This is a genomic window from Candidatus Pelagibacter sp. Uisw_094 (genome assembly GCF_047729535.1).
In the GTDB taxonomy this organism is placed as follows: domain Bacteria; phylum Pseudomonadota; class Alphaproteobacteria; order Pelagibacterales; family Pelagibacteraceae; genus Pelagibacter.
Map to the genome: position 1 here is coordinate 1,251,424 of NZ_CP159823.1, position 22,470 is coordinate 1,273,893.

Annotated in this window: 30 protein-coding genes; 12 read left to right on the forward strand and 18 right to left on the reverse strand. The window is 28.3% G+C overall.

All coding sequences use genetic code 11. The features are described 5' to 3' along the window. Nucleotides 1-2: 2 nt before the first annotated feature. From ABXT72_RS06810 to hspQ, 7 genes are all read right to left on the reverse strand, one after another. On the reverse strand, nucleotides 3-374 hold the full coding sequence (locus tag ABXT72_RS06810; RefSeq protein WP_415278189.1) for a cytochrome c-type biogenesis protein CcmH: 372 nt from the start codon (nucleotides 372-374) through the stop codon (nucleotides 3-5). Further along, nucleotides 371-892 (reverse strand): DsbE family thiol:disulfide interchange protein, encoded by a 522-nt coding sequence (locus ABXT72_RS06815; protein WP_415278190.1) that lies wholly within the window; start codon nucleotides 890-892, stop codon nucleotides 371-373. Before ABXT72_RS06815 ends, ABXT72_RS06810 begins: the two co-directional genes overlap by 4 nt. Beyond that, nucleotides 889-2,766 carry a heme lyase CcmF/NrfE family subunit gene (locus ABXT72_RS06820; RefSeq protein WP_415278191.1) on the reverse strand — a complete coding sequence of 626 codons (1,878 nt, stop codon included), beginning with the start codon at nucleotides 2,764-2,766 and terminating at the stop codon, nucleotides 889-891. The genes ABXT72_RS06815 and ABXT72_RS06820 overlap by 4 nt, the downstream gene beginning before the upstream one ends. Before the next feature lies 1 nt (nucleotide 2,767). Beyond that, entirely contained in the window at nucleotides 2,768-3,187 is a 420-nt protein-coding gene (ccmE, locus tag ABXT72_RS06825) for a cytochrome c maturation protein CcmE (RefSeq protein WP_415278192.1), read from the reverse strand. A 10-nt stretch (nucleotides 3,188-3,197) separates the two neighbouring features. After that, on the reverse strand, nucleotides 3,198-3,425 hold the full coding sequence (locus ABXT72_RS06830) for a hypothetical protein (protein ID WP_415278193.1): 228 nt from the start codon (nucleotides 3,423-3,425) through the stop codon (nucleotides 3,198-3,200). Beyond that, nucleotides 3,422-4,132, reverse strand: a complete 711-nt coding sequence (gene ccmC, locus ABXT72_RS06835) for a heme ABC transporter permease CcmC (RefSeq protein ID WP_415278194.1) — start codon at nucleotides 4,130-4,132, stop codon at nucleotides 3,422-3,424. Before ccmC ends, ABXT72_RS06830 begins: the two co-directional genes overlap by 4 nt. Before the next feature lie 181 nt (nucleotides 4,133-4,313). Then, on the reverse strand, nucleotides 4,314-4,634 hold the full coding sequence (hspQ, locus tag ABXT72_RS06840; RefSeq protein WP_006997624.1) for a heat shock protein HspQ: 321 nt from the start codon (nucleotides 4,632-4,634) through the stop codon (nucleotides 4,314-4,316). A 78-nt stretch (nucleotides 4,635-4,712) separates the two neighbouring features. On the opposite strand from hspQ, the gene ABXT72_RS06845 reads away from it, so the two are divergent. Together ABXT72_RS06845 and ABXT72_RS06850 are read left to right on the forward strand one after the other, a co-directional pair. Then, on the forward strand, nucleotides 4,713-5,264 hold the full coding sequence (locus ABXT72_RS06845) for a septation protein A (RefSeq protein ID WP_415278195.1): 552 nt from the start codon (nucleotides 4,713-4,715) through the stop codon (nucleotides 5,262-5,264). After that, nucleotides 5,257-5,601 carry a DUF2794 domain-containing protein gene (locus ABXT72_RS06850; protein WP_415278196.1) on the forward strand — a complete coding sequence of 115 codons (345 nt, stop codon included), beginning with the start codon at nucleotides 5,257-5,259 and terminating at the stop codon, nucleotides 5,599-5,601. The genes ABXT72_RS06845 and ABXT72_RS06850 overlap by 8 nt, the downstream gene beginning before the upstream one ends. A 5-nt stretch (nucleotides 5,602-5,606) precedes the next feature. Here the strand turns inward: ABXT72_RS06850 and ABXT72_RS06855 are convergent, their stop codons facing one another. Beyond that, nucleotides 5,607-6,368, reverse strand: coding sequence for a Bax inhibitor-1/YccA family protein (locus tag ABXT72_RS06855; RefSeq protein WP_415278197.1), 762 nt, complete (start codon nucleotides 6,366-6,368; stop codon nucleotides 5,607-5,609). 60 nt (nucleotides 6,369-6,428) lie between these two features. On the opposite strand from ABXT72_RS06855, the gene ABXT72_RS06860 reads away from it, so the two are divergent. From ABXT72_RS06860 to ABXT72_RS06895, 8 genes are all read left to right on the forward strand, one after another. Further along, complete coding sequence (locus ABXT72_RS06860) at nucleotides 6,429-7,466, forward strand: aldo/keto reductase (RefSeq protein WP_415278198.1); 1,038 nt, start codon at nucleotides 6,429-6,431, stop codon at nucleotides 7,464-7,466. A 127-nt stretch (nucleotides 7,467-7,593) separates the two neighbouring features. Further along, on the forward strand, nucleotides 7,594-7,962 hold the full coding sequence (locus tag ABXT72_RS06865; RefSeq protein WP_415278199.1) for an invasion associated locus B family protein: 369 nt from the start codon (nucleotides 7,594-7,596) through the stop codon (nucleotides 7,960-7,962). 4 nt (nucleotides 7,963-7,966) lie between these two features. Beyond that, nucleotides 7,967-9,154 (forward strand): argininosuccinate synthase, encoded by a 1,188-nt coding sequence (locus tag ABXT72_RS06870; protein ID WP_415278200.1) that lies wholly within the window; start codon nucleotides 7,967-7,969, stop codon nucleotides 9,152-9,154. A gap of 4 nt (nucleotides 9,155-9,158) precedes the next feature. Next, nucleotides 9,159-9,776 carry a DsbA family oxidoreductase gene (locus ABXT72_RS06875; protein WP_415278201.1) on the forward strand — a complete coding sequence of 206 codons (618 nt, stop codon included), beginning with the start codon at nucleotides 9,159-9,161 and terminating at the stop codon, nucleotides 9,774-9,776. 56 nt (nucleotides 9,777-9,832) lie between these two features. After that, nucleotides 9,833-10,291 (forward strand): hypothetical protein, encoded by a 459-nt coding sequence (locus ABXT72_RS06880; protein ID WP_415278202.1) that lies wholly within the window; start codon nucleotides 9,833-9,835, stop codon nucleotides 10,289-10,291. After that, nucleotides 10,291-10,671 carry a phosphate-starvation-inducible PsiE family protein gene (locus tag ABXT72_RS06885; RefSeq protein ID WP_415278203.1) on the forward strand — a complete coding sequence of 127 codons (381 nt, stop codon included), beginning with the start codon at nucleotides 10,291-10,293 and terminating at the stop codon, nucleotides 10,669-10,671. The genes ABXT72_RS06880 and ABXT72_RS06885 overlap by 1 nt, the downstream gene beginning before the upstream one ends. Before the next feature lie 6 nt (nucleotides 10,672-10,677). Beyond that, nucleotides 10,678-11,817: an FAD-binding domain-containing protein gene (locus tag ABXT72_RS06890; protein ID WP_415278204.1), complete on the forward strand. Its 1,140-nt coding sequence runs from the start codon at nucleotides 10,678-10,680 to the stop codon at nucleotides 11,815-11,817. Nucleotides 11,818-11,857: 40 nt separating this feature from the next. After that, complete coding sequence (locus ABXT72_RS06895) at nucleotides 11,858-12,745, forward strand: phytanoyl-CoA dioxygenase family protein (protein WP_415278205.1); 888 nt, start codon at nucleotides 11,858-11,860, stop codon at nucleotides 12,743-12,745. Between the two features lie 37 nt (nucleotides 12,746-12,782). On the opposite strand, the gene ABXT72_RS06900 is transcribed toward ABXT72_RS06895, so the two are convergent. The 8 genes from ABXT72_RS06900 to ABXT72_RS06935 form a co-directional block, all read right to left on the reverse strand. Continuing rightward, entirely contained in the window at nucleotides 12,783-13,391 is a 609-nt protein-coding gene (locus ABXT72_RS06900) for a MarC family protein (protein ID WP_415278206.1), read from the reverse strand. Between the two features lie 28 nt (nucleotides 13,392-13,419). Beyond that, on the reverse strand, nucleotides 13,420-14,094 hold the full coding sequence (locus tag ABXT72_RS06905) for a GNAT family N-acetyltransferase (protein ID WP_415278207.1): 675 nt from the start codon (nucleotides 14,092-14,094) through the stop codon (nucleotides 13,420-13,422). Then, nucleotides 14,091-14,810 carry a type 1 glutamine amidotransferase gene (locus tag ABXT72_RS06910; protein ID WP_415278208.1) on the reverse strand — a complete coding sequence of 240 codons (720 nt, stop codon included), beginning with the start codon at nucleotides 14,808-14,810 and terminating at the stop codon, nucleotides 14,091-14,093. Before ABXT72_RS06910 ends, ABXT72_RS06905 begins: the two co-directional genes overlap by 4 nt. A gap of 3 nt (nucleotides 14,811-14,813) precedes the next feature. Then, nucleotides 14,814-15,230 (reverse strand): YqaA family protein, encoded by a 417-nt coding sequence (locus ABXT72_RS06915; protein WP_415278209.1) that lies wholly within the window; start codon nucleotides 15,228-15,230, stop codon nucleotides 14,814-14,816. Beyond that, complete coding sequence (locus ABXT72_RS06920; protein WP_415278210.1) at nucleotides 15,227-15,349, reverse strand: DUF2256 domain-containing protein; 123 nt, start codon at nucleotides 15,347-15,349, stop codon at nucleotides 15,227-15,229. Before ABXT72_RS06920 ends, ABXT72_RS06915 begins: the two co-directional genes overlap by 4 nt. 1 nt (nucleotide 15,350) lies before the next feature. Further along, the gene (locus ABXT72_RS06925; protein WP_271616197.1) at nucleotides 15,351-15,680 is read right to left on the reverse strand and encodes a hypothetical protein; all 330 of its coding nucleotides are present in this window, start codon (nucleotides 15,678-15,680) and stop codon (nucleotides 15,351-15,353) included. 107 nt (nucleotides 15,681-15,787) lie between these two features. Further along, on the reverse strand, nucleotides 15,788-17,191 hold the full coding sequence (locus ABXT72_RS06930) for an FAD-binding oxidoreductase (RefSeq protein ID WP_415278211.1): 1,404 nt from the start codon (nucleotides 17,189-17,191) through the stop codon (nucleotides 15,788-15,790). Between the two features lies 1 nt (nucleotide 17,192). Beyond that, on the reverse strand, nucleotides 17,193-18,683 hold the full coding sequence (locus tag ABXT72_RS06935; protein WP_415278212.1) for a cryptochrome/photolyase family protein: 1,491 nt from the start codon (nucleotides 18,681-18,683) through the stop codon (nucleotides 17,193-17,195). A gap of 27 nt (nucleotides 18,684-18,710) precedes the next feature. Here ABXT72_RS06935 and ABXT72_RS06940 point away from each other — a divergent pair, with 27 nt between their 5' ends. Further along, a complete protein-coding gene (locus ABXT72_RS06940; protein ID WP_415278213.1) occupies nucleotides 18,711-19,421 on the forward strand; it encodes an SDR family NAD(P)-dependent oxidoreductase in 711 nt (236 codons plus the stop codon). Here ABXT72_RS06940 and ABXT72_RS06945 read toward each other — a convergent pair. After that, complete coding sequence (locus ABXT72_RS06945) at nucleotides 19,418-20,272, reverse strand: heparin lyase I family protein (RefSeq protein WP_415278214.1); 855 nt, start codon at nucleotides 20,270-20,272, stop codon at nucleotides 19,418-19,420. The two genes, ABXT72_RS06940 and ABXT72_RS06945, sit on opposite strands and share 4 nt — an antisense overlap. A 70-nt stretch (nucleotides 20,273-20,342) precedes the next feature. Between ABXT72_RS06945 and ABXT72_RS06950 the strand changes: the two genes are divergently transcribed. After that, complete coding sequence (locus ABXT72_RS06950; RefSeq protein ID WP_415278215.1) at nucleotides 20,343-21,407, forward strand: PQQ-dependent sugar dehydrogenase; 1,065 nt, start codon at nucleotides 20,343-20,345, stop codon at nucleotides 21,405-21,407. Between the two features lie 2 nt (nucleotides 21,408-21,409). Here the strand turns inward: ABXT72_RS06950 and ABXT72_RS06955 are convergent, their stop codons facing one another. After that, complete coding sequence (locus tag ABXT72_RS06955; RefSeq protein WP_415278216.1) at nucleotides 21,410-22,462, reverse strand: MBL fold metallo-hydrolase; 1,053 nt, start codon at nucleotides 22,460-22,462, stop codon at nucleotides 21,410-21,412. Nucleotides 22,463-22,470 lie beyond the last annotated feature (8 nt).

Sequence of the window (22,470 nt, forward strand, 5' to 3'; positions counted from 1 at the left end):
TATTATTTTTTAAAAATTTTTAATTTTTTATATATTATTGCACCACCAAATAAAAATAATAATAATGGTAATAACCATAAAACATAAGTGTTTTTGTTTAATTGGGGGTCAAAAATGACCCAATCACCATACTTTTCTCTTAAAAATTGATATATTTGTTTTTCATTTAATCCTTCATTAATTTTTCTATCAACAATTAATTTAATACTAGAAGCAAACTCAGATTCTGAGTCATATACTGACTGACCCTGACAAATTAAACAACGGATATTTTTTAAAATTTTATTTTTTAAAACATCGTTTACTTCATCTGATTTTAATTCAGAAAAGTTTGTGACTAAAAATAGGAGTATAAATATTTTTAAAATTTTCATTTAATAATTGATTTAATTTCATTAACAATTTCTTGATTAATTGGACCAATAAATTTTTTTATTATAAATTTTTTTCTATCTATTAAAAAAGTTTCTGGAACTCCATAAGCCCCAAATTCAATTCCTAAAGTTCCATCTTTATCAATTAAAATTCTAGAATATGGGTTACCAAAATCATCAATAAATTTTTTTGCATTATCATAATTGTCTCTATAATTTAATCCAATTAGTTTAATTGATTGATTTTCACTTAGTTGCATTAATAATGGGTGTTCTGCTCTACAAGGTACACACCACGACGCCCAAATATTTACAATATAAAAAGTGCTCTCTTCAAAAATTTTATCAGAATTAATATAGTTATCTGAATAAAAGTCCTTAGCTTTAAAGGTTGGGATATTTTTTTTTTCATTAACCTTGGGAGTGTAGTTATTTGGAGTATTTAATCCTTTATAAAAAATAACAAAAAAAAAACTTAAGAATATAATTACAATAAATAAGCTAAACTTATTTTTCATATCTTTCTTTTAAATAAACTCATTAACCCACCAAGACTTAATAATAAAACTGAAATCCAGATCCAAACCATAAATGGCTTTACTTGATATCTAATATTAAAATATTCATTACCTTTTACAAGGTTCATTACTAGAAACTTATCTTCTAATAGTGTTGTTTTTATATCTGCCTCACTAGTAATAATTACAGGCTGATTATAAATTCTAATCTCAGGGTTTAATTCAATAGTCTTTCCATTTTTGTCTTTTATTTCAAAAAAGGCAATGATTGAGTTAAAATTACTTTCTTTTTTCTCTTCTGTTTTTTTAAAAAAAATTTCTCCTTTATTATAATCGTATCTTTCACCAATTTTTATGTTTGTTATAATTTCTGAAGATAAAATACTATTAAATAGAATGCTTAATATTAATAAACTAAAACCAAAGTGTGAGACAGTTTGAGAGACATTATTAAATCTTTTAATAAATAATTCTTTTAAAGTTGTAAAGAATAGAAAAAAAGCAGCAGAAATTAAAACTGTATAAAAAAGTAAGTCTGTAGTTAAATTTTTAATAATAAAAAAAGTTAACATTACTGAAATTATAAATGTGATAATAAGTGATTTCTTATTTTCAATTTTTGATTTAATCCATTTAAGTCGTGGTCCAAGTGACATGAATAATAGAAATGGTATTAAAAAAGGTACGATTAATTTTTGATAAAAGGGAGGTCCTACTGATATATTTTCACTAGATATTACGTCTAGAAAAATTGGGTATACCGTACCGATTAGAACAACCGATAGAAAATACATCATAAACCAATTGTTTATTAAGATGGAGGTTTCTTTGCTAAGCCAAAAGAAATTATTTGAGCTTTTGTTATTTTCTTTGTGAAATATAAAAAATATTCCTAAAGATAAAACAATTAATGCAAATAAAAATATTAATATAAAAATACCTCTTGCGGGATCATTGGCAAATGTATGTACAGAATTTAATATTCCAGACCTTACTAAAAAAGTTCCACACATACTTAGAGTAAACGTTGTAATAGATAATATAACTACCCAAGATGTTAATGCAGCTCTTCTCTCTAAGACTACAATGCAATGTAACAATGCAGTTAATGTTAACCATGGCATTAAAGAAACATTTTCAACTGGGTCCCAAAACCAAAAACCTCCCCATCCTAGTTCATAATAAGCCCAAATTGATCCAAGCATAATCCCTATAGTTAGAAAAATCCAAGAAACTAAAACCCATTTTTTAATATGCTGTCCCCATTGTTTTGAAACATAGTTTTGCGTAACTGCAGCAAGAGATGATGAAAATATTATAGATGTACCAACATAACCTAAATATAAAATTGGGGGGTGGATTGCTAAAGCTGGATCTTGTAAAATTGGGTTAAGACCAAGGCCTTCATTAGGGATTGGAAATAAATAATTAAAAGGATTAGATGTCATTAATACAAATAAAAAAAACCCAATAATTATTATTTGCTGAAATAATAAGGTTAAAATTCTATATTTTTTAGGTTGCTCTCTTGATTTAATTAAAAATAGAAAAATAAATAAAGTTAATACTAATAACCATAGTAATAAGCTTCCCTCATGGTTTCCCCAAGTTCCTGAGATTTTATAGAATAATGGTTTAGTTGTGTGAGAGTTATTAAAGACTGTCTCATTACTAAAGTCTGAGTTTATAAAAGATATAATCAAACTCAAAAAGCTCACAATTACAAAAACTAACTGTAGAAATGATAGAGATAATATATTTTGGCTAATCTGCTTATTATTATTATTAAAATCTTTAATTGAAACACCACAAAGTAAAACCGAAAGTAGTAACCCTAAAATTAAAGAATAATAACCTATCTGATTAGCTAGCAATTTATTTATCTCCTATGGCTTCTTTAACTTCTGGGGGCATATAATTTTCATCGTGTTTTGCCAAAATTTTAGTAGCAGTAAAGTAATTCTTATCTTTTAAAAAACCTTCAGCAACCACTCCTTTTCCTTCGGCAAATAAATTAGGCACTGCCCCTGAATAAACAACATTAATTTCATTTTTAAAGTCAGTAATAATAAAATTAACTTCGTCAGAATTTATAAAAATTGACTGTTCTTTAACCATCCCACCTACTCTTATTTTTTTATTATTTAATTCTATTAAAGACTTTATTTCAGACGGAGACTGAAAATATACAACGTTTTCTTTTAATGATTGTAAAATTAAAAAAACTGTTAAAATTACTGAGGCTAAGATTAAAGCTAAGAATACAAGTCGTAATTTAACTTTTTTACCATACATGGTTTATTAGTTAAATATTTGATGTATTAGATAATATTTCTCTATTAATATTCTGTGATCTCGCAGCTTTAGCTTTCTCAACGTTTAGAGAACCAAATTTAGAAACAAATCTCTTTTGCTCTTTTGAAAGTTGTAACTTAGTTACAAAGTACAAGGCTGTAAAACTGATCAATGTAAATGAAAAAGCTGACCATACGTAAGCTCCGTATCCATTCATTGAAATTATTTCATTTATCATAATCTATCTAATCCTTTATTTTTAACTTTTATCAGTTCGGTATTATATTTCATCAAAAAAATGAGTAATGAAAAAAGGGCAAATGCCGCAGTCATAATACCCAATGGGACTAACATTGATGGATGAATTGCTGTGTTGGTTGATAAAATATTAATTGAAGCTGGTTGATGTAACGTGTTCCACCAATCTACAGAAAATTTAATGATGGGAACATTTACCACTCCTAAAATTGCAATCAAAGAAGTGACCTTTATCACTTGTTCTTTGTCCTCATAAATTCTCCAAGCCAATAAATACATTCCATAAAATAATGCTAAAATTAGCATAGAGGTTATTCTTGCATCCCAAGCCCACCAGGTACCCCAGGTTGGTTTTCCCCAAATTGAACCTGTAACTAATGCAATAATATTAAAAATAAATCCTGAAGGTGCTAAACTTTTAGCAATTAGTGCAAAATTTTTATTTTTAAAAACAAAACTTCCAACAGACAACAAAGCTAAACTTGAAAATATTCCAAGTGATATCCAAGCAGCCGGTACATGAACATACATAATTCTTACTGCATCACTTTGTTTATAATCTTCAGGTGAGAGTATGAGCGCCTCGGTTAAACCAATTGTTAAGACAATAATAAATAAAAACAAAACATACTTTGGAGCTTTAGAGGTTACTGCAAAAATTTTATTAGGCTCAAAATATTTAAACATTTTTAAATTATATATATTAAAAAAAGGTAATTTAATTTTTATTATGGAAATTCATCCTGATCAAGAATGCAGAGGGAGTCAATAATGATAAAAACGTTATTTAACACTCTTGATCAGAACATAATTATATTTAACAACTATATATGTCGAAGATTTGAATTAATTGTGTTTAAAAAAAGAATTAATTAGAGGGCTTAAAGTAGCTAGAGCCTCTTTTGCCAGAAAAAATCTCTTCAATTAAAGGGTGTTTAATTGGATCTTCTGAGTCATCCATTAATAGATTTTGCTCTGAAACGTATGCCTCATAAGTAATTTCATCATTTTCAGCTAACAGATGATAAAAGGGCTGATCTTTTCTAGGACGAACATTCTTTGGAATGGATTGATACCATTCTTCAGAATTATTAAATTCGAAATCCACATCATAAATTACACCTCTAAACTCAAAGTGTTTATGTTTTACAATATCGCCTATTGAAAATTTTGCTTTTTGAATTGCCATAGCTATTAATATGGGGGTTTAAAAATAAAAATCAATAAAAAACATTTATATTTTTTTTAATATGTTAATATCTGTCAAGTGAATAAATCTTTTCTTAAATTTGCCACAGACTTTGGGCCTTTAGCTATATTTTTTTATTATTATTATAACAATGATAAGAACCTAGCAGTTGCAATTCCTCCACTTATAGTTGCAACATTAATTGCACTAATAGTTGTTTGGTTTTTTGAAAAAAAAATACCTATGATGCCTTTAATAAGTGGTGTCTTAATTACATTTTTTGGGGGTCTAACAATTTATTTTAATGATCCAGTTTTTCTTTATGTGAAACCAACAATTATTAATATTTTATTTGCCCTTGCTTTATATTTTGGAAAATATTTTACAAATGAGCCTGTTCTTAAAAAGATTATGGGTAAATCAATTGCCCTAACTGACATGGGTTGGGAATTACTAAACAAAAGATGGATGTATTTTTTCTTCTGCCTTGCAATCCTTAATGAATGCGTCTGGAGAACACAAACAGAAGAATTTTGGGTTAACTTTAAGGTTTGGGGAATGCTGCCAATAACCCTTGTTTTTACAGGGTTTCAGATATCATTAATTAATAAACACAAACTTGATGAATAGAAACTTAAAACTAGTCGTAAATAACCCTCACAAACAAATAGAAGAAAGACAATTTTTTGAAAAAAAAGAACTTAAAATCATTTTAGACCTATATGCAAAGATGGTCTCTGAAGGGTCATGGAAAGACTATGGTCTAAATATTTCTAACAGACAGGTTGGTTTTAGTGTTTTTAAAAATGCAGCAGAGAATGCTTTATATAAAATTTGTAAAAACTTTAAACCCACTAATAAAAATCTAAAATATTTAATTACAGATTCTAATGGTAAAGTTTTAAAAAATTCTTTCGATCTAGAAATTTTACTTAAAAATACTAATTGGAAAAACCTTAAGAAATAAAAAGACTATCGTCTTTGTCCAAATAATCTTAACAGCATTATAAATAAATTTATAAAGTCTAGGTAAAGAGTTAAGGCACCCATTACAGCTTTTTTACCCATCAATTCACCTGTATCACTTGATACATACATGTTTTTAATTTTTTGAGTATCATAAGCAGTAAGGCCTACAAAAATTAAAACACCTAGAATTGAAATTACAAAGTCCATCATTGAAGATTTTAAGAACATGTTAACAACTGATGCAACAATAATACCAATTAAGCCCATCATTAAAAATGATCCTAATTTTGTAAGATCTCTTTTAGTTGTGTAACCATAAATACTCATTGCACCAAAAGTAATAGAGGTAATAAAGAATACTCTAGTGATACTCGCTCCAGTATAAACTAAGAATATTGAAGATAATGATAGCCCCATTAAAGAAGCAAAAACCCAAAAAGTTGTTTGAGCAGCTGATGCTGACATTTTATTAATCCTGGCACTCATATAAAAAACTATTCCAAGTGGAGCAAGCATTACTACCCATTTAAAACCTGAAAGAAATATTGTATTTCCTAGGCTTGTTAATGATGTAATTGATCCGTTAGCATCTGTTACTACAGATAGTTTGAAAAATATTAGAGATATAAGTCCTGTTAGTAAAATACCTGAAGCCATGTAGTTGTAGACTTTTAGCATGTAGGCTCTTAAGCCCTCATCCATTACTACCGTTGATTGTTGCGCTTCTTTTACTTTGTTTAGCAAATTTTGTTTATTGAATATCATGCCTTACATATAATAGCCTTTTACTATTATTTCAAGATGTCTTAATAAGGCTTAATAATTATGAATTATAAAAGATTAGGAAATACTGATTTAAAAGTAAGCACTATTTGTCTCGGCACAATGACTTGGGGTGAGCAAAATACCCAAAATGAGGGTTTTGAGCAGATGGATTATGCCTTGGATCAAGGTGTAAACTTTTGGGATACTGCAGAGCTTTATGCTGTTCCGCCAAGAGAAGAAACTTATGGTCATACTGAAATTATAATTGGTAATTGGTTTAAAAAAACAAACAAGAGAGACAAGGTTATTTTAGCAACTAAAGTTGCTGGACCTATGAGGGCTTATTTAAGAGGTGGTGGAAATAATTACGGAATAGAGAAAATGACTCAAGCTGTAAATGATAGTCTGAAAAGACTACAAACAGATTATATCGATCTCTATCAACTTCATTGGCCAGAGAGAAATACTAATTTTTTTGGAAAATTAGGTTATGAACATGATGACAGTAGTGAGTGGAATCAATTTGAAGATGTCTTGGGCAGCTTACAAAAATTTGTTGATGCTGGTAAAATTAGAGAAGTGGGTTTATCCAATGAAACACCTTGGGGTGTCTCTAAGTATCTAGAATTATCAAAAGAAAAAGGGCTTCCAAGAATGATGTCAATTCAAAATCCTTATAATCTATTAAATAGGACTTATGAAGTTGGCCTTGCTGAAGTTTCTGTAAGAGATAAAATTGGTTTATTGGCCTACTCTCCTTTAGCAAGTGGATATTTATCTGGAAAATATAGGAACAATCAAATGCCAAAAAATTCAAGAATTGAACGTGATGGTAGTTTTTGGACTCGGTACGAAAAACCCAACACTAATAAAGCAGTAGATGCATACTTTGAAATAGCTAAAAAACATAACCTTGATTTAACTCAAATGTCTTTAAAATTTTGTGAAATACAGTCTTTTATGACAAGCGTTATTATTGGAGCAACTACTATGGAGCAGTTGAAAACCAACGTGGAAAGTGTAAATATAGATTTAACTGATGAAGCAATTAAAGAAATAAATGAAGTACAAACAATTTACTCTAACCCATGTCCATAATTAAAAATTTTATAATCATAATTTTTGTTACTACTTTTATTAGTCAGGTTAGTGCTGAAGAAGTAAAAAAAATGGGAACACATAAAGACTGGGAAACTTATGTGGTAAATTCTGATTCAGGTAAAGTTTGTTTTGCTCAATCAGTTCCAGTATTACAATCACCCAAAAAAAATCTAGAGAAGCAAGGTTATTTATCAGCTTTAGACCTGGGGAAAAAATAACAAATGAAATAAGTGTTACTGGTGGTTATGAATTTAATAATAAAAATTCTGTATTAGCTAAATCTGGAAAAAATAAATATAAATTTGATATTCTCCAAGAAGGATTTGCATGGATAACTAGTACTAAACTTGAGATTAAAATGATTAAAACTATGAAGAGAGGTTCTAGAATAATGATTACAGGCAACACTCAAAACGGCTCTTCAACAATTGACCACTATTCTCTACTAGGGTTTACTAAAGCTTATAATGCTACTAAAGCAAATTGTAGCTAAGTAAATGAAATCAAAAAAAAAAATTGTTCTCGCATATTCAGGCGGACTAGATACTTCTATTATTTTAAAATGGCTTCAGGAAAATTATGATGCAGAAGTTATTTGCTATACTGCTGATGTTGGTCAAGAAATTGATAGAAATAAAATTATAAGAAATGCCAAAAGACTAGGTGTTAAAAATATTATTATTGAAAATCTAAAAGATATTTTTGTAAAAGATTATGTCTTTCCAATGCTCAGGGGACATGCAATTTATGAGGGTGTTTATTTATTGGGTACTTCAATTGCAAGACCTTTAATTGCAAAACGTCAAATTGCTGCTGCTAAAAAATTTGGAGCCTATGCTGTTTCACATGGTTCAACCGGCAAAGGAAATGATCAAGTAAGATTTGAATTGGGCTATCATTACTTTGGTCCAAAAGTAAAAATTATTGCACCATGGAGAATATGGAAATTAAATTCTAGAACAGATTTAATTAAATATGCAAAAAAAAACAATATTCCAATTCCTACAGATAAAAAAGGTGCTCCTCCTTTTTCTATTGATGATAATTTATATCACACATCAACTGAGGGTAAGGTTTTAGAAAACCCAAAAAATTCAGCTCCTGAATTTCTTTTTCAAAGAACGGTATCTCCTGAAAAAGCACCTAACAAAGCTTCATTTGTAATTATAGGGTTTAAAAATGGAGACCCCATAACTGTTAATGGTAAAAAATTATCACCTGGAAATTTATTAGAAAAACTTAACGATGTTGCTGGCAAAAATGGAATAGGTAGAGTTGATTTAGTTGAGAACAGATTTATTGGGATTAAATCTAGAGGTGTTTATGAAACACCTGGTGGAACACTGTTAATGTCTGCTCATAGAGCAATTGAGTCTGTTACTTTGGATAAAGAAACTATGCATAAAAAAGATGAGATTATGCCAAAGTATGCTGAACTTATTTACAATGGATATTGGTATTCAAAAGCAAGGTTTAAACTTCAAAAAATTGTTGACCTTAAAAAGAATAAAGTAAATGGCTCCGTAAAACTTAAATTATACAAAGGTAATATTACCATAATGTCTAGACAAACAAAAAGTAGCGCTTACTCAATGAAAAAAGTTTCTTTTGAAGAAAATAAAACTTTTAATAAATCAAACGTAGAAAGATTTATTAACTTTCATAAACAAAAGCTTCGTTCATAAATTAATGAAAATAAAAGTATTTGCTGACACAATTTGTGGGTGGTGTTTTATTGGTCAGACAAGATTAAATAAAGCTTTAAAGGCCTTTCCTGAAACTAAGTTTGAGATAGAGCATGTTCCATTTCAACTAAATACCGACATGCCTAAAGAGGGAATTGAAAGAGATAGATATCTAGAAATAAAGTTTGGTGGAAAAAAGTTTGCTCAACCAATGTATGATCAAATGACTAATGAGGCTAAAAAGGAAGATCTTAATTTTAATCTAGATAAGATAAAGAAAACACCCAATACAGTATTTTCTCACCTATTAATAAAATTAGCCGAACAATCTAATGTGCACAACGAAATTAAAGAAAAAATATATCAATCATATTTTATTGAAGGTCTTGATATTGGAGATAAAGAAATCTTAATTAGTATTGGAAAAGAATTTAATATTAATGCAGATGTAATTAATGATTTTTTTAATTTAAAAAATATTAAAGAAGTTAATTCATACATTTCAGTTGCGAGAGAAAAAAAAATTAATGGAGTGCCTTTCTTTGAAATAGGAACAGATTTTATTTCAGGTGCCCAAAGCTCTGCAAATTTGGAAAGTGCAATAAAGTCCAATTTAAGCTAAAAATTAAAGGACACTTTATCCTTTGCCTTTAACGTATAAATATCTATTCTGGCTATATGGAAGCACTAAAAAATTGGATGATAGATGCAGCAAATATTTTATTTGATGACAGTAAAAATGATCTAAGAGCTTTGCCAAGGTCTGTGAGGTTACAAATTTTATTAGTTCTAAGCTTTGTTTGGACAACTGTTTTTAGTTTATATATTTTTTCTTATACAACTTTTGCCTTTGGTTGGGCTGGTCTTTACATAGCACACGTTGGACTTATTTTTGCAGTCTATATGACTTTTAAACATTTTCATAAAGCAGAGGCACAATCTAGTAGTGTATTCAAAACTAAAAATTTTGATCCATTTAAAATTATGGTTATTGTTTTTGTCATTGTATTTATTTTTGTATTTTCTAAGGGAATAGAGATTTTAACAAGTCCAAACCCTAGTTCTTATTCAATCCCTTATGATGGTCCATCAAAATCAGTGTTTGAAAAATGGCTACCATTTAGTAAAGATAAGTAATGGAAAAAATAGCAAAAAATTTACAGTTAGCATTAATGTGCATTATTTTAGTAAGCACTGTAATTGCTGTTGGTATGGAAATTAAAAATATGTTTCTAAATCAATCTGTAACGTTGGCAGATTTACTTTTAATGTTTCTTTATTTGGAAGTTTTAGCAATGGTTCGAGTTTTTTGGGACCAGCAATCAATTAGCATAACTTTGCCTCTTCTAATTGCGATAACTGCCCTGGCTCGATTTATTATATTGCAAGGAAAAGAAATGGATCCATCAGCATTAGTTTATGAAGCTATAGCCATAGTTCTAATTGCATCTGCAATAGTTATTCTTAGATTAAGACACAGTGATAAATTAGGTCTAAAGAAAAGAAAATCTAAATAGTTTAATATGATATTTGGAGCTTCAAGGGCTAAAGCCGTTGATCAATTAAATAATTTTATAGAACAAAATCTTACAGATTATTCAAAACTAAGAAATTTTGATTTTGGATCTGATAATAGATCTAATATTTCTTGTTTATCTCCCTATATAACTCACGGAATAATTAATGAATTAGAAGTAATTAATAAATCCCTTAAAAAGTTTTCATTTGTGAAAAATGAAAAATTTATTCAGGAAGTAATGTGGCGTGTTTATTGGAAAGGTTGGTTGGAGTTAAGACCAAATGTTTGGTCTGATTACTTAATAGAATTAGATAAACTTAGAGATGAATTTAAAAATGACCAAAATTATCTAAACGTTATTGAGGGGAGAACAAACATAGAATGCTTTAATCAATGGGTAAATGAACTTAAAGAAAATAACTATCTTCATAATCACACAAGAATGTGGTTTGCTAGTATTTGGATATTCACTCTAGAATTACCATGGCAATTGGGGGCTGAGTTTTTTATGCAACATCTTTATGATGGTGACACTGCATCAAATACCCTTGGTTGGAGATGGGTAGCCGGTGTTCAAACTCAAGGCAAGCATTATCTTGCAAGTGAATGGAATATAAATAAATTTACAAATAATAGATTTCAAAACATAAAATTAAATGAAAATGCTTCTCCAAAGATTTCCAACAAGTCCTACCCTTTAATTAAACGGAACTTTAATAACCCACAAAACCTTGAAGAAAAAAATCTTTTAATTTTTGAAAACAATCTCTCGTTTGAAATTACAGACTTTCAGGAAAATAACTTTAAAAAGATTTATATAATTTCTAACAAAAATGAAAATAGGTCTATTAAACTGAGTGAAAAATTGGTGAAATTTAAGTCCCTTCTAATGAAAGACCAAGAGCAAAGATTAAAAGATAAATCTATTGATTGTGAAGTTATTGATATAAGTGAAGTTAAAAATATTGAAAATTATTATAGCTTGTATCCCGCAGTTGGTGAAAACTTAGATTATTTAAATTCAAATAATATTAAAATGGTTTTTTTATATAGAAATCTTGATCAATTATCTTGGCAATACTGTAACAAAGGTTTTTTTAATTTTAAGAATTATATTCCAAAGATAATTTCATCCTTCAAATAGAATATTGAAATAAGTTTTTTTTTTCATATATTAAGATTATATGAATGAATTGAATTTTTTTAAACAAAACGGTTATCTTATAAAAGAAAATTTAATTTCTCAAAAAAATATAAGTAAGATAAATAAAATTGTTAATGAAATTGTATTAAAAGAAAAGCAAAAAAATAAAAAAAATACTTTGAATAAAACTCAATCCTATGACAACTATCACTTTGTTTATAATTCCAATTCTTTAAAAAATAGAGAAATTTTAAGATTAAATAATCCTCAAAATAGACATAAAATTTTTTATGATCTATCAAGAAATAAAAAAATAATTTCAATTGCTAAAAAATTATTAGGTGGATCTGTAAGATTTCATTTAGGTAAATTAAACTTTAAACTTCCTAACAAAAAAAAAGGAAGTGAGATTGGGTGGCATCAAGACTGGGCATTTTATCCTCATACTAACGATGATTTAATTACTGTTGGTATCTATTTAGATGATTGCTTTGAAAAAAATGGGCCTCTTAAAATAATAAAAAATTCTCATAAAAAAAAACTATATAATCACCACAATAAAGAAAACTTTTTTATTGGAAAAATAGATTTGAAAAAAAATAAAATTGGAATAAATAAAAGTGTTTCAATAACTGGGACAGCTGGAACGGTTGTTTTTTTTCATTGCAGATCAGTTCACGGGTCTGGTCACAATCACATGGATAGCTCAAGACCTTTGATTTTATTTGGTTATAGGGCGTGTGATGCATGGCCATTAATTAATGATGGAAATCCCCATCCAGAAGTTGACTTGGAAAATTATGATAAAAATATTATTGTGGGAAAAAAATCTATAAAACCAAGATTAACTAAAGTCCCCACAATAATACCATTACCCAAAAAGAAACATTATGTTTCTATTTATGAGCTTCAAAAAAACAAACACTAAACTAAAACCATCAAACCATTCCAATAATTAAAATGATTTAAGCTAAAAAGGTTTTGATACCATCTAAAATATATTGAACACTTAATCCAACAAGAATAATAGCTACCACTCTTGAAATAACTCCAATTATTTTTTTATTTATTATTTTAGAAAATTTTGAAGCTATAAAAAAAATTATAAAAGTTAAAAATAAAACAGATACTAGTGCAATCATTCCTGCAGTCTGATTGGTAAAATTAGTTCCAATATCTGAGACAGAAACTATTACTGAAGTGATAGCGGCTGGCCCTGCAATAATAGGTGTTGCTAAAGGAAAAACACTAACGTTATCTGAATTAAGATCTATATCTTCTTCTTTTCTTTGTTGACGCTTGTCAAACAACATTTCTATTGCAATAATTAATAAAATTATTCCTCCACCAATTGTGAATGCTGGATAAGAAATATTTAAATAACTTAGTAATGCACTTCCAAGTAATGCAAAAAATAATAATATGATTGAAGCTATTATTGTTGCACTTAATGCTATTCTTATCTTTTTGTTTGTATCCATATTTTGAGTAATACTTAAAAACAAAGGAGTATTTCCCAATGGATCTATAACAATAAAATATAGAAAAAAAGTTTGAATAAAAATCTCTGACATCCAATTTATCTATCTCTTTAAAATAATATTACAATTTTAATTTTTTTATCTGCTTATAATCTTTAAAATTAGATGGTAATAAAAATTTTTTATAACCTACTTTTAATTTTTTCCATTCTTTATCTATAATTGAAAACCATGCTGAATCTCTGCTTCTACCCTTAAATATAAACATTTGCCTAAAAACGCCTTCAAATTTAAATCCTAATCTTATGGCTGCTTTTTTAGAAGCAGAGTTCAAATTATTACATTTCCACTCGTATCTTCTATTTCCTAACGTATCAAAGGCATTTTTCATCATTAAAAACATCGTTTCAGTTCCTTCAATTGAATTTTGTAAAAGAGGTGAATAGTTTATGTGCCCCACTTCTATAGAGCCATGATCTGGCTCTATTCTCAAATAGCTAGCCATCCCACAATATTGCTTGTGCCTTTTTGAATAGATTGCATAAAAAAATGGGTCACTATTTAAGCAAAAAGTCTTTAACCAATGTTTAAATTCAGCATAAGTTTTAAATGAACCATAAGGCAAGTAAGTCCATATAATATTTTTTTTATCATTTAAATATTGAATATATAATTCTTTTGAATGTTTGGTGACATTTAAAGGTTCAAGAATTGTATACTTCCCAAATAATTTTTTTTTCGTAGGTAATTTTGCTTTTTTAAATTTTACCTTTGGTCCTAGGTTTAATCTTTTCATAAAAGCTTTTTAAAATTATTATAAAGAATCTTAGAATAGTTATTCATATCTGCCATATTGTTTTTAGCTGCTTCATCAAATTTATCCAAAGCACCCTCACCAAGTTTGTCTTCAAGGGCTTTTTTATACTCAGGCACACAGCCCCACTCATTAACTGTTGTATCTTTAATCTCAATATGAAACTGAATTCCATAAGCATGATTTTGATATTTAAAAATTTGATATTTAGTTACAGGTGATGAAGCTAATAAAGTAACATCTTTATTGTTATCTATTCCTTGGACCTCATAAGAATGCCACTGTAAACTTTTAATTTGCTCTGGAAATTTTGAAAATAAAATATCTTCATTTTTTTCTTTAGTAAAATTTATATCCATTATTCCAATTTCTGCTGGATTAGATTTTACTACCTTGCCACCGACAACTTCTCCTAATAACTGACAGCCTAAACAAAAACCTAGGTAAGGCTTCTTTAAATCAATGACAAATTCTTTAATTGCTTTTTTTTCTTCAATTAACCATGGGTATTCTTGCTCCATAAAAGTATCCATTGGACCACCCATACAAAACATTCCATCAAATTTACTTAAATCACTTGGAATTTTTTCACCTTCATCCAACTCTACAGTAGTTAAGTTTAAGCCATCAGCTAGCATTAAATCTTTGATATAGCCTGGATCTTCAATTTTTATATGTTGTAAAACTATTATATTCATTACTTAGCTCATCAAATAGAAAACAATAAGGTACCTACTTACTTTTCCAATTGCTACTAAAATTATAAAATCTAAAAATCTAACTCTCAATAAGCCTGCAACTAAAGTCAGTGGATCACCTATTATAGGAACCCAAGCAAATAATAATGACAATTTACCAAATTTATCAAACCATTTTGATGATCTTTCTATTTGTGCTTCTTTAAATGGAAACCATTTTTTTGTAGTAAGATTTCTTGAATAAAATCCTAGAGCCCAGTTAACAACTGACCCCAAAACATTTCCAAAACTTGCAACTATTAATAATAATAAATTATCATAATTTGATGTTGCAATTAACCCTGCCAATGTGAATTCAGATGAAAATGGTAAAATGGTTGCAGCTAAAAAAGATATAGCAAATAAAGATAAGTAAATCACTTCGAACACTTCTTAGAGCAATACTTTACCCTGTCCCAATTTAACTTCCATTTCTTACGCCAAACAAAAGGTCTTCTGCAAACTGGGCATATTTTTGATGGTAGATTTTCTTTTTTCAATTTAATATTCTTTATAATTTTTTTGCCAAAGTCCTATAGCTTCTTTCCAAGATGGTATTTGATCACCTTCATAGCCATAGGTTGATCCAGTTGCAATTGATCTAAAATTTTTCATTGCTTTTGCATGTACCTTACTTGTTAAATATTGAATCATCATATTTCTATCTTTCCATGCCGTTATTGTGTGTTGATAGCCATTTACTCTTTTTGTTTCACAAAATAAATTACCTTCTGCTTTTTGAGCTGCTCTAAAGGCTGGTATTGTGAGTATCCAAAACTTTATTTCAGATAAAAAATTTTTTGTTTTTAATCCTGTAATTGAAATATACATATAATTTAGTTTGTATTTAATTTTATAAACTTGTCAGCTTCAAATAAAATCATTTTCTTTCTTTCATCTTTCATTTTATAAAAAACATAAACTATTGCTAATATTTTTTAAAAAATTTTTTTTTGATTTAAAATATTTTTTGGATCAAACAATTTTTTAATTTTTTTCATAATTCTTATCTCAGATGCTGATTTTGTTTCTTTTAAATCATCTTTTTTAAGTAACCCAATTCCATGTTCAGCACTAACTGATCCTTTAACCTTAATTAATATTTTATTTATTTCATTTTTAAATGCTTTTTCATAATTATAAAAATTTTTTTTAAAATTATCTGGTTCAATAAGATTAAAATGAATGTTTGAATCTCCCAAGTGCCCAAATGTATGAAATTTTATATTAGGTAATATCTTATTTAATTCTTTTTTTGATTCTTTAAAAAATAAATTCATATTATTTATTGGTATAGAAATATCAAAACCAATAAGCTTTCCATCAAGTTTTTGTGCTTCAGTTAAGCTTTCTCTAAACTTCCAAAAATCATTAGATTGATTTTCATTTTGAGCAATTAGAAATTCATCAAACTTATCTGATAAATTTGATACTATTTCTTCAAAATTATTCATAAAAATAGTTTTATCTTCAAATAATGATAGCTTTAAAAGCAAATAATATTTACTTTTTTTTTGAAAAAAACTTTTTTTTAAAAGTTTATGCTTAATACAAAGTTCAAAAGATAAATCTGGAATTAATTCTAAACTTTCAATTTTTTCATCAAATTCATTTAATAAAAAATTACTTATAGTCAAAACATCACTTAAGTCTTTAAATGAAATAAAACAATGAATATGATCTTTAGGCTTTGGATATATCTTAAAGGTTGCTTTCGTAACGATGCCTAGTGTCCCTTCTGAACCACAAAAAAGATCTTTCAAATTATATCCTGTATTATCTTTAATAACTTTTGAACCTAATTTTAAAGATTCACCATTTGCAAGAACAACCTCTAGTGCTAAAATATTTTGTCTTATAGAGCCATACTTGACAACATTAATTCCTCCAGCATTCGTAGCAATTGCGCCTCCGACTTGACTGGAACCTGTTGAGCTCATTTTTAAAGGAAATAAGTAGTCCTCTTTATCTATTGCAGAAATTACATTATCAATAATTGTTCCAGCTTCTACCTCTATGCATCTATTTTCTTTATCTATTTCAATTATTTTATTCATTTTTTCAAAATTTATAATTATTTCTTTTTTGTTTTGAGTGGGTGATGTTCCTCCAACCAATCCTGTGTTTCCACCCTGTGGAATAAGCTTGATATTTTTTTTATTTGAATATTTTATAATTTTAGAGACCTCCTTAGTTGAAGTGGGAAATGCTACACCTAAAGCATTTTTAGAGAATCTACCTCTCCAATCAGAACTATGTTTTTTGATTAATTCTTTGTCTTTTTTATAACTTGAAGTCTTACAAATTTTTTTTAAGTCCTGAATAATCTTTAAATCTTGCATCTTAAATTGTATTATTCACAATAAACTTATCTGCTTCTGATAAAATCATTTTCTTTCTTTCATCTTTCATTTTATCAAAAACATAAACCATCATTGATAGTCTGGGGTTCTTTAAAAAAAATTTTCTATTTCTATCTATAAATCTCCAATAAAGACCATCCATCGTATTACACCATTCCCCTTTTTTAAAATCCATCATCCTCATAAAATAACTTGATCCACAAATGTATGGTTTTGTTGCAAAAATACCTCCATCACTAAATAAGCCCATTCCATAAACATTAGGAACCATCACCCAGTCAGATGAATCCACAAACATCTCCATAAACCACTTGTAAACAATTGTTGGTTTCACCTCACAAAGGTTCATTATATTTGATAAAATCATCAATCTTTCAATATGGTGAGACCAGCCATGATTAACAGCATTTTTAATTGCATGGTCTAATGGGGGTAAACCCGTTGTGCCCTCATACCAAGAATTTTTCATTTTTCTTTCATGTTTGAAAAAATTTTTAGTTTCCATTTCATCAGAGTAACCTTGATAAATTCCACGTATAAATTCTCTCCAGCCTATTATCTGACGAATATAACCTTCAAGCGAGTTCATTCTAATTTTGTGTTTTTTATGAAATTCTAAAATTTTTTGAATAATAATTTCAGGAGTTATCAATCCTAAATTAATGTACGGACTTAATGCACTATGAAATAGAATATTATCTTTTTGATTAACGGCATCCTCATAGTCACCAAATAAATTTGATTTTTCTTTAATAAAAAAATCTAAAAGTTTAACCACATCACTGTATTCTGTTGCTAACCAAAAATTATTTGTACTTCCAGGATGATCTTTAAATAATTTTTCAATAATTGGTTTTAATTTTTTAGTATGATTAGTTTCGTTAATTTTTGGAAATTTTGGTATTGATATATCTTTTGGTAATTTATTTCTATTATCTTCATCAAAACTCCATTTACCTCCAATAGGGTTTCCATCGGCTCCCATTAATATTCCAGATTTTTTACGAACCTCCTTATAAAATGTTGCCATAAAAGGTTTTTTTGATTTTGCTAAATAACTTTTAAACTCATCTCTTGAGTTTAAAAACATTGGAGTTTGAACAATATTCCAGTTAATTTTTTCTTTTTTTAAAAATTGCGAAATTTTCTTTTCAAAAAATTTATCTTCAACCTCAAAGCTTGAAATTTCAGTAATTTTTTTTTTATCAATGATAATTTTTAATTTCTTAAAATAAGTGTCTTTAAAATCCTTGTCCTCAATTTTAGAATATTCAACTTTGTATTTATTCACCTTAAGCATATCTGCATATGACCTCATAGAAGATAGAAATAGCAGTATCTTTTGCTTATGATGCTTTTCATAAGTACATAGCTCGTAGTCTTCTGCCATGTAAAAAGAGTGGTCCTTTTTGAAGCGGTCTACGTATTTTAATGGAAATAATTGATTACCAAGTATAAAAAACAATTTCATAGTTAAATATAACTAAATAAAAATTATATGTCAGAAAAATATCTTATTTTTGGTGCGACAGGTTCTGTAGGCTCTAGCTTAGCAGAACAATTAAAGAATTCAGGCAATGATATTCATCTTGTAGCAAGAAATGAAATTGAAGTTAAAGCTATTGCAGAAAAATTAGGCTGCTCACATACAGTTGCTGACGTTTTAGAAGATGGATTTATAGAAAAAGTAAAATCAGATGTTAATGAAATTAAGGGTATTGCTTACTGTGTAGGATCTATTGATTTAAAACCATTAAGAATGGTTACAGAAGCAGATATGAATAAATGTATGAAACTAAACCTTTATTCAGCCATTGAAGCTATAAAAGGATTTCAGGAAAGTTTAAAAAAGAACAAAGGTTCAGTAGTTTTATTTTCCACTGTTGCCGCTCAAAGAGGTTTTACTAATCACACAATTATTGCTTCTGCTAAAGCTGCAGTTGAGGGGTTAACTGTTACACTGGCTGCTGAGTTTGCTCCACATATTAGGGTAAATTGTATTGCACCCAGTTTATCAAAATCTAAAATCGCAGAACCAATGTTAAAAAATCCTGCGATTGCGGAGGGTATTGCTAAAGCACATCCTCTTAAAAGATTGGGTGAAGGAAGAGATTCCGCAGCACTTGCAAAATTTTTGATTACTGAAGATAGTTCTTGGATTACTGGGCAAGTAATTGCCGTTGATGGTGGAAGATCTAAATTATCTTAATCAACAGGTTTAAGCTTTGGATTTATATTGACATCCACTTTTTCAATTGAATTTCCTCTTCTAACTTCATCATAGAAAACAATTTGAGTTGGCATTTTGCCGTCGTTACGTTGTTTGTACCTACTAATAAAGCTACGATATATACCATGTTTAAAATATATTTCTTTTGGTTTAAAAAAAATTGGAGATTTTAAGATTTCCACTTTCTTGATGCCGTCTACCCATGCATCCATTCTTTTATTTTTAAAATCTAAACAAAAAGAGATATCCGTCCAAACTTCTTTCATATCTTTTAAGGGTTTTAATCTATGATATCTTGACTCATCAATAACATTTTTTGCTGAACCACTAAGTTCATGCCAATTAAAAAACAAATATCCTTGACGTGCCCCAATTTGAATTAAAGGTGGGTAAGAAGGAAGACCACCAGCAGTTCCAGATGGGCCACCTTTTTGGTGCACTTGACCCAAATCTGTATTTGTGGGGTAAACATCAATAAAATCTTTAGATAGCATCAAGCTATATCCATAACATTTTATATTTTTAGGACGTTGTGATGGCTTTCCTGAAAACTCAACTCTTTCTCGATTAGTTTTACAATCATTCCAACCATCATTTCCAAAACAATCACCATCTCTTACTTCAAATCGTTGATAGTATTTTCCAGCACGTGCTTTTGTTTTATCTTTGATGTATTGAAAGTTATAATCGTTATGCCCCATAGAATTCTTATGAAACTTAAATCCACTTTTAGAACTTGTTTTTAAAACAAATTCACGATCTTCATTTATAAAAGTTCCGGAAATAGCTAAAGTTGGAATTAATAAAAAAATAATTAATAATTTTTTCATATTTGAATAATAAGATAATAAAGTACAATATTCTTTTAAATCAAACAATCTTGAATTATAAAAATTTATTATGAAAGCCTTATTTTATTTAGTTTTTTTATTAATTTTTTCTTCATCAAATAGTTATTCTGAAAATTATAAATTCACTAAAATAATAGAAATAAATGAACCTTGGGGGTCTTCATTTATTAATGATAATGAAATCATTATTACTGAAAAAAGTGGAAAAATTAAAATTGTTAATGTTGTTTCAAAAGAAGTTATAGAGATTAAACATAATCTTAATTTTTTAGAAGTCGGCCAAGGTGGCTTATTAGATATTATTTACCAAGATAATACTCTGTGGATTTCTTATTCGGAAGATAGGGGAGATTCAAAAACAAGTACATCAATTGCAAAAGCACAATTAAATAAACAAGAATTAGATTTTAAAAATATTTTTCAAGCAAACCCTCCTATAGATTCTGGTTATCATTTTGGTTCAAGATTAGCGATTAAGGATGATTATATTTATGCGTCAGCTGGTGAAAGGGGCCAAGGTATGATTGCTCAAGACCCCACAAAACATCCTGGTAGTATTATTAGAATTCATACTGACGGTAGTATTCCAAAAGATAATCCAAAATTTGAAGGTAAGAAAAACTGGTTACCTGAAATTTATCAAATAGGTGTTCGTAATCCGCAGGGTTTAACACTCTCCAATTATGATGGAAAAATATATTTAAGTAATCATGGAGCAAGAGGTGGTGATTGGTTTGGAGAGGCCAAAAAAGGAGAAAATTATGGATGGAAAATTTTAGGCTGGGGTGGAAAGAATTATTCAGGAACAAAGATAGGTCCTAAATGGAAGCCAGGTTTTACTAAAGCAATTCAATATTGGGTACCTTCTATAGCTACTAGTGCTATTACAATTTACAAAGGAAATGAGTTTAAAGAATGGAATGGGCATGCGCTAGTTACTTCTTTAAAAGATAAATCTTTAAGAAAATTAATATTTAATGATCTAACTAATGTTAAAGAAGATCTTGTATTTAAAAACAATGTTGGAAGAATAAGGGATATTCAAGTTCATCCATCTAATGGTAAAATATTTTTCTTAAGTGAAAATGCTTTATGGTTAATGGAAAAAAAATAATCTTAATTTGATAATATATTTTTTAAAGAGTTTATCTCTCCAATTTTAAAGATAATAGCATCCTCTTTTTTAAAACCATATTTTTCTGCACTAGCTTTAAATCGTATAGGTGGTTCCATAATTGGCTCTAAAGATAAAACAAAAGTTCCCCAATGTGTTCCCATAACCTTTTTACTTCTTAAATCTTTAGCTACATTTAAAGCTTCTTCTGGCGTTGTGTGATAAATCGATTTATCAAACATAGGCTTAAAGTCATAAGCTCCAATATTAATCATTGTTAAATCAATTGGACCATATTTTTCACCTAATTCTTTATAAATATTTCCGTAACCAGTATCACAAGCAAATAAGATTTTTTTACCCTTATATTCAATTAAGAAATTACCCCAGAGTGTTTTGTTCATATCCGTTAGGCTTCTTTTAGACCAATGAACAGCTGGGAGTAATGTTACTTTTATATCCTCATTAACTTTAATTTCTTCGTACCAATCCATTTCATATACATCTTTAAATTTATTTTTTGTAAAATATTTTCCAAGATTTAGAGGTGCTAAAACTTTTGTATTTTTAAACGGGTACTTTCTAATGGTTCCCATATCTTGATGATCATAATGATTATGTGTTAATAATAATAAATCAGTCTTTGGAATTTCATTTAAATTTAAGGCAGGCTCAGTAAATCTATCTGGGCCAAAAATTAAAGGTCCTGCATTTTTAGAGAATACAGGATCTGTTATAATCGTTGTGTCTCCTAACTTAATTAAGTATGTAGCATGACCAATCCAAGCAATATAATCTTCATTTTTATACTTTTCTAAATCAGATAAAACTTTCTCTTTAGCTACAACATGTTTTTTTGGAACATTCATGTCTATTTTCTTTTTCAATTTAATGAATTGTGTGTATGAGAACTTGGCTTGGCTAGTTCTAACTGGCGATCCTTCTGGATTTCTAAAAGTTCCATCTGGTAAATGATGATAAGGTTTTTTTTCTATAGCCATTATTGAAGAGTTATAAATAATAATTGAGAATAAGAAAATTAAAAATTTTATCATTTATGTTG